At 58.5% G+C, this 5973-nt stretch carries 6 protein-coding genes and 4 pseudogenes; 5 read left to right on the top strand and 5 right to left on the bottom strand.

Going from position 1 to position 5973, the window contains the following annotated elements; translation table 11 throughout:
* Nucleotides 1–77, top strand: a pseudogene (locus tag DOU54_RS15265) (IS6 family transposase); the annotation flags it as partial.
* Between the two features lie 13 nt (nt 78–90).
* On the opposite strand, the gene DOU54_RS27465 reads toward DOU54_RS15265, so the two are convergent.
* The 4 genes from DOU54_RS27465 to DOU54_RS15250 form a co-directional block, all read right to left on the bottom strand.
* Nucleotides 91–255 (bottom strand): hypothetical protein, encoded by a 165-nt coding sequence (locus DOU54_RS27465; protein WP_193603363.1) that lies wholly within the window; start codon nt 253–255, stop codon nt 91–93.
* Nucleotides 256–496: 241 nt separating this feature from the next.
* Entirely contained in the window at nt 497–1237 is a 741-nt protein-coding gene (locus tag DOU54_RS15260) for an SDR family oxidoreductase (RefSeq protein WP_113731533.1), read from the bottom strand.
* 119 nt (nt 1238–1356) lie between these two features.
* Nucleotides 1357–1533 (bottom strand): heme-binding protein, encoded by a 177-nt coding sequence (locus DOU54_RS15255; protein WP_113731532.1) that lies wholly within the window; start codon nt 1531–1533, stop codon nt 1357–1359.
* Nucleotides 1534–1586: 53 nt separating this feature from the next.
* Entirely contained in the window at nt 1587–2285 is a 699-nt protein-coding gene (locus DOU54_RS15250) for a type 1 glutamine amidotransferase domain-containing protein (RefSeq protein WP_113731531.1), read from the bottom strand.
* Nucleotides 2286–2448: 163 nt separating this feature from the next.
* Here DOU54_RS15250 and DOU54_RS15245 point away from each other — a divergent pair, with 163 nt between their 5' ends.
* Nucleotides 2449–3363 (top strand): LysR family transcriptional regulator, encoded by a 915-nt coding sequence (locus DOU54_RS15245; RefSeq protein ID WP_113731530.1) that lies wholly within the window; start codon nt 2449–2451, stop codon nt 3361–3363.
* A 107-nt stretch (nt 3364–3470) separates the two neighbouring features.
* Here the strand turns inward: DOU54_RS15245 and DOU54_RS28165 are convergent.
* Nucleotides 3471–3638: pseudogene (locus tag DOU54_RS28165) on the bottom strand (AraC family transcriptional regulator); the annotation flags it as partial.
* A gap of 159 nt (nt 3639–3797) precedes the next feature.
* Between DOU54_RS28165 and DOU54_RS15230 the strand changes: the two are divergent.
* The 3 genes and pseudogenes from DOU54_RS15230 to DOU54_RS15220 form a co-directional block, all read left to right on the top strand.
* Nucleotides 3798–4964, top strand: a pseudogene (locus tag DOU54_RS15230) (IS110 family RNA-guided transposase).
* 536 nt (nt 4965–5500) lie between these two features.
* On the top strand, nt 5501–5683 hold the full coding sequence (locus DOU54_RS15225; RefSeq protein ID WP_210206207.1) for a hypothetical protein: 183 nt from the start codon (nt 5501–5503) through the stop codon (nt 5681–5683).
* A 139-nt stretch (nt 5684–5822) separates the two neighbouring features.
* Nucleotides 5823–5973: pseudogene (locus DOU54_RS15220) on the top strand (IS6 family transposase); the annotation flags it as partial.

The raw sequence follows: 5973 nt of genomic DNA, 5'->3' as shown, positions 1-5973 counted from the left end.
CCGATAAACTGCGTTCATACGGGGCGGCAAAGCGAGATGTGATGCCGGCCATTGAACATAGATCACACAAGGGCATCCGAAAGAGCCGCCCTAGTGGCGCGGCTCAGCGCTGATTAGCGCATCGAATGCGGCCTCTTCTTCGTCAAGCTTCGCTTCAGCCGCCGCCAGCTCGGCTGCGATCTGCTGACGCTCGGCCTGGTCGATCGCCGCTGCAAGTTCGGCGCGCAGTTCGTTGATGTGGTCGTAAGTGGTCATCGTCGGCTCCTTTGAATGAAAACAAAGGTGCGGGACAGAGGTTTTCGACGTTGGGTGATCCGAAGTTAAAACAGACATTTAGAAAAGTCCTTGTGTGAAGTTCTGGCCATCACATGGACTTGCCAAGATTCCGCGGGCATCCCGGTGGAAAGGGTCAGGATAGTGATCGGGTGCGGAGGTCGGACGACCTCCGCACTTGAGTTAAGTGTCAGGCGCGGTCTTCCCGGCGCACCGAACCGGCTCAGAACTGCTGGCTGGTCGGCCGCAGCACGACGGCGTTCACGTCAACGTTGGCCGGTTGCTCGACCGCAAAAGCGATCGCGCGTGCGACCGACGACGCAGGAATTGCCTGCTTGTAGAAGTCGAGCACCGTCTCCGTGGCGGTGCCAGATGTGCCGAGCTTGAGATCGCTTTCTACGGCGCCCGGCTCGATTGAGGTCACGCGCACCTTGTCGCCGACTTCCTGGCGTAGTCCTTCCGAGATTGCACTGACCGCGAACTTGGTGCCTGAGTAGACCGTGCCACCCGGAGCAAAGACCTTGATGCCGGCGACGGAGCTGAGGTTGATGATGTGCCCGCTCTCCTGCGCAAGGAAGCGCGGGAGCGCGGCGGCGATGCCATAGAGAACACCTTTCAGGTTCACGTCGATCATCTGATCCCATTCGTCGGTATTCACCTCAGACATGGGGCGGATCGGCATCAGACCGGCATTGTTGATTAGGACGTCGAGGCGACCGAAATCGGCCACGACGCTGGCAACTACCGCCTCGACCTGGTCCTTGGCGGTGACGTCCAGCGCATAGGCCTTGGCCGTGCCACCAGCCGCCGCGATTTCCGCCACGACATCGTCCAGCCGGTCCTTGCGGCGGGCCGCGACCGCAACCTTGGCGCCACGACCGGCGAGCAGCCGGGCAGTTTCAGCACCGAGGCCAGTGCTGCCACCCGTTATCAGGATGACCTTGTTTTCGATTCCTTCGTTCATGTTCATCTCCATTCGTTGAAATTACCGAGCAGCCGTGTCCGGTACCTAGGTCCGATAGGTCAAGTAGTCGGTGAAGCTCTTCGCGGCACCGCCATAGATTGTGGAAACGTCGAGCGCGTTCAGGGGAACGCCGTTGGCTCGGCCGAGCCCGGCATCGCCGTGTCCTGACATGCGAAAGCCAGGAGGTGACCCGTCGACTCTGTTATCGCGATCGAGCGGGCTACGTTCATGGCATCGGCTGCTGCGATCGATCTATCGATCATCTCGCGAGCCTGTTTGAGGGAAAGCGTGGTCATTGCGTATCCGATCTTGCTGGGCACGGCCGCCGACCGCGATGCTGGATTGCTGTTCAGGCGACCCGCGACGGCGTCTGGTTCAGAGCGGCCACGAGCGCTTCAGCGGCCTCAGCCGAGGACGCCGGATTCTGGCCGGTGATGAGTTGGCCATCGACCACGGTGTGAACGCCCCAGTCCTTGACCTTGGAGTACACCGCGCCCAAGCTGATGAGTTCGTCCTCGACCAGGAACGGCACGACCCTGGTCAGGCCAACGGCCTCTTCTTCAGTGTTAGTGAAGCCCGTGACGTAGCGACCCTGGACGAACGGCTTGCCGTCGGGATTGGTCACCCGATGCAGAACGCCCGGAGCGTGGCAGACTAGCGCGATCGTCTTGCCGGCTGCTATGAATGACTCGATGAGTCGGATCGAATTCTCGTCTTCTGCTAAGTCCCACATCGGCCCGTGGCCGCCAGGATAAAAGACCGTGTCAAAATCCTTCTCGTCGACGCCGTCAAGGCGCACAGTCGCAGCAAGCTGAGCATTGGCCTCTGCGTCGGCCTCGAAGCGACGGGTGTCGTCCGTCCGGAAACCAGGCTCGTTGCTCTTGGGGTCAAGCGGCGGCTGGCCACCTTTTGGCGAAGCAAACGTGATTTCGGCCCCGGCGTCCTTGAAGACATAGTAGGGAGCGGCGAGTTCTTCCAACCAAAAACCAGTCTTCTTGCCGGTATCGCCGAGCTCGTCGTGGGAAGTCAGCACCATAAGAACGTTCATCGTCGTATCCTTTGGTCATGCCGAGGTTTTCACTGGCCGCGGCTGAGTTGGGCCGATTTCGATCAGCCGCATCGGCCTTTCGATAAAACAAAGATGGGACCGAACGAGATATTTAAGAAATTTACTTCTTTGATCTTAGATATTCGTGTGAGAATATATCTCGATGAAGTACGACCTCAACCTTTTGCCGGTCTTCGTTGCACTCATGGAGGAGCGTAGCGTCACGCGTGCCGCCAGCCGACTTGGGATAACCCAGCCGGCACTCTCGAACTCGCTCAATCGCCTGCGCGATCTCCTCCGCGATCCGTTGTTCATCCGCGAGAGGTACGGCATCAAACCGACGCAGCTCGCGGAGGAGATCGGGCCGACGATCGAGGCCGCTCTGGTGCAACTCGACGAGGTGGTGATCCATCAGCAGGATTTCGACCCCGCCGACGCGGAGCGCCATTTTGTAATTGCGCCGAACAGCTACGTGGAACTGGTGCTGATGCCGGCACTGGTCGCGAGGCTGCGGGACCAGGCTCCTGCCATCAAACTTCGCATGACACCATTCGGCAATGATCTCGCCGAGACCGGCGTGATTTCAGGGACCACCGCGATGGTACTGGGAAGGATCGTCGACCCTCCGGATAATCTCGTCGTTCAGCATCTGATGGACGACGGGCTTGCCTGCATCGTTCGGAGGGATCATCCGGATGTCGGCGACAACCTCTCCCGGGACCAATACGAGAGCCTCAAGCATGTCAACGTGCTTCCGCCCGGTCGAATCCGGGCCGGTGTTTTCCAGGCGTTGGGAAAGCAGAACTTAAAGCGTGAGGTTGCCGTCTCTGTAACGCATTTTCTCGCCGTCCCCGAGATGATTGCCGTCACTGATTATTGCGCGACATTGCCAATGCTAGTCTGCCGCGGACTTGAACGCGACGCCCGCCTCAAGGTGCTTCCCGCTCCTGTCGATCTGGGAACCTTCCCGGTCGAACTGGCATGGCATGTGCGATATCGTCATGATCCCGCGCACAGATGGCTGCGAACAGCCATCATCGACACAGCGCGAGCGCTTGCCGGATCGTCGGGTCCTTAAACTTTAGGGATGTTTGCTGCCGGTTGATCTCGTGCTCCGAGCGGAAGAACTGGACGCCGGGCAGACGTCGGTTGCCGCGCCACCGCAGCACTACTAGCCGGCTGCTCATTTGTGAGCACGACCGTTCGTTCGCCCACGCTGAAGCGCGTGTCCACTCCCTCAACCTTTAGGAGGACATGACAGTGCGGATGGGCATGCCGCACAAGAGGACGATCCATATCGAGCAGAGCGACGCGGCCAAACCGCCCACTCGCCAATCGTAGTGCGTTTGACATGCAATCTAGTTATAACGATTAAAGGAAAAAGTTAATCATGCAACGCAGCAAAACTGTACACCTCGACTCAAAATCCAGTCACTTGAGATCCATCAGGGGTGAGTAGCGGCCTGCACCGTGGCAGAGTGAGGTCGCTAGAAAACTCTCTGGAGGCCAACCATGCCGATGACAGCAGATCAATCTCAAGCGCCGACCGGCACTCTCGTCGATCTTGGCGCAATTTTCATCTCCTTGGAATTAAGCAAGTCGACCTGGCTGGTGACAGCTCTGTCGCCTTGTAGCGAGAAGATGTCTCGCCACACCGTGGCGGGAGGTGATTTAATTGGCCTGTTCGAATGTTTCACTGCGCTTCGCCAGAAAGCAAAACGGCGGAAGGACAGACTGTACCCGTTGGTCGTAAGTCCGGAAGCCGGACTGGATGGCTTCTGGCTAGGCCGGGTAATCGACAAGGAAGCGTGGATAGAAAGCCACATTGTCGAGGCCGGATCGATCGCCATGCCGCGTCGACATCGTCGAGCGAAGACTGATCGTCTTGATGGAGAAACTCTAATCCGCGCGTTGATTGCATGGAAACGTGGCGAGCCGCGGGCCTGCTCAATGGTGAAGCTTCTCTCGCCCGAGGAAGAAGACAACCGACGGATTGGACGGGAGCGGAAAACGCTGATTGCGGAGCGTGTCTTCCACGTCAATCGGATAAAGGGTCTGCTGTTCACACAAAGAATACGGGATTATGAGCCGGTCAATCGGGATTGACGGCAGCGTCTGGAAGAGCTTCGGACAGGCGATGGACGTCCGCTATCAAAACACCTGAAGGCCGAAGTCTGTAGAGAGCTTGACCGCCTCGAACTGATACTCACACAGATCAAAGCTGTCGAAGCCGAGCGAGATGCCTTGATCGTTCAGGAGACGCCGGAAACGCCGAAAGAAGCGGCCGCTCTCTTGGGCATCCGAGGAATTGGGCCTGAATTCGCTACAATACTGTACACGGAAGGCCTGTTCCGCCACTTCGACAACCGGCGCCAAATCGCATCTTATGCAGGCCTTGCCCCCTCCCCCTGGCAAAGCGGTAACGTCAATCGCGAGCAGGGCGTGTCAAAAGCCGGAAATCCACGTCTAAGAGCAACCATGGTCGAGCTCGCATGGCTGTGGTTACGGCGCCAACCGACCTCAACGCTATCTTGCTGGTTTAAGAAGCGTATCGCACAAAACGGCGGCCGTTTGAGAAAGCCGATGATTGTGGCACTGGCTCGCAAGCTGCTCGTTGCGCTGTGGAAATACGTGAGCTCCGGCGTCGTGATCGAAGGTGCAATCATGAAAACTCCCTGAGGCGGGAAGTGCCTGTGATACGAGAATTCAAATCCTCAGGGTGTGATCAGCCCTGACGGATCCAGGTGAACGGACCGGGATTCCGTTTGGCTAAGAGCCGGTCTTGAGATTGGTCCCGTTCTCCTGAGCCCGCGCCCGCGAAAGCGGGAAATTGGTGCTGCCGTTTGGAGCGGCGACCGTATGTGAGGTTGTACAGGCTCGATAGCGAGCCGGCAAAGCGATGGGCTCGGACCATGGATCCGCTAAAAAAGGACGCTTTGTGATGACAACAAAATGAACCGTTGACAAAAAACCTGATGTGAACGGAATCGAACCACAGGTCCGGCTTTAGCTCACAAACATTTGAAAACACAGGCCCCCGGCCCTATCGTTCATAGCTGCGGCCGTCGCCACACATACTCTACGCGAATGTCGTGAAAGGCTCGACGAACGACTATGCTGGCACTGAACTGCGACTCATCCGAGCTGTAATCTGGGCTGCAACTGCTCACTCGGGGCGGGTAGGGGTCACCGCAAAGCGGTCATTGTATCGCTCGATGGAAGCAGGCACGAAGGCATTGCCGGCGCCGGTCGACCTCGGCAGCTTTCCCGTGGAGATGGCCTGGCACGTCCGCTGCCAGCACGATCGTGCACACCGCTGGCTACGGGCGCTGATCGGCGAGATCATCACCGACTTCAAGGGCAAGACGCCAGTGACACCGATGCCGTCGCCAGCGTGATGGACGTCTGTCGGCCGGGCGACGCCGGTTGACTTCCGTAAGCGCCCCCAAAGGCTGATGTTCCGCTTGCGCATTTCCACCGCCGCCAGGGCGTTGTCACGTTGTTCGTGGCTTAACGGTTGACGGATAACCGGACGTGATGAGCACGCAGACCATCAGCTACAAGAACCACCGTTTCCCACCGCATATCATCGCCCATGCCGTCTGGCTGTATTACCGGTTCCCGTTAAGCCTGCGGCTGGTGGAAGAAATGCTGCTGGAGCGCGGCATCGTCGTGTCCTACGAAACGA

This window comes from Agrobacterium sp. MS2 (assembly GCF_003261015.1).
Taxonomy (GTDB): domain Bacteria; phylum Pseudomonadota; class Alphaproteobacteria; order Rhizobiales; family Rhizobiaceae; genus Agrobacterium; species Agrobacterium pusense.
The sequence above is the reverse complement of the archived record's forward strand: the minus strand, read 5'-3'. Positions and strand labels throughout refer to the sequence as shown.

What these genes read in the sequence shown, in the direction of transcription:
- DOU54_RS15245 (WP_113731530.1), top strand. Translation starts at nt 2,449, where the DNA reads ATGAAGTACGACCTCAACCTTTTGCCGGTCTTCGTTGCACTCATGGAG.
- DOU54_RS15260 (WP_113731533.1), bottom strand. Translation starts at nt 1,237, where the DNA reads ATGAACGAAGGAATCGAAAACAAGGTCATCCTGATAACGGGTGGCAGC.
- DOU54_RS15255 (WP_113731532.1), bottom strand. Translation starts at nt 1,533, where the DNA reads ATGACCACGCTTTCCCTCAAACAGGCTCGCGAGATGATCGATAGATCG.
- DOU54_RS15250 (WP_113731531.1), bottom strand. Translation starts at nt 2,285, where the DNA reads ATGAACGTTCTTATGGTGCTGACTTCCCACGACGAGCTCGGCGATACC.
- DOU54_RS27465 (WP_193603363.1), bottom strand. Translation starts at nt 255, where the DNA reads ATGACCACTTACGACCACATCAACGAACTGCGCGCCGAACTTGCAGCG.
- DOU54_RS15225 (WP_210206207.1), top strand. Translation starts at nt 5,501, where the DNA reads ATGGAAGCAGGCACGAAGGCATTGCCGGCGCCGGTCGACCTCGGCAGC.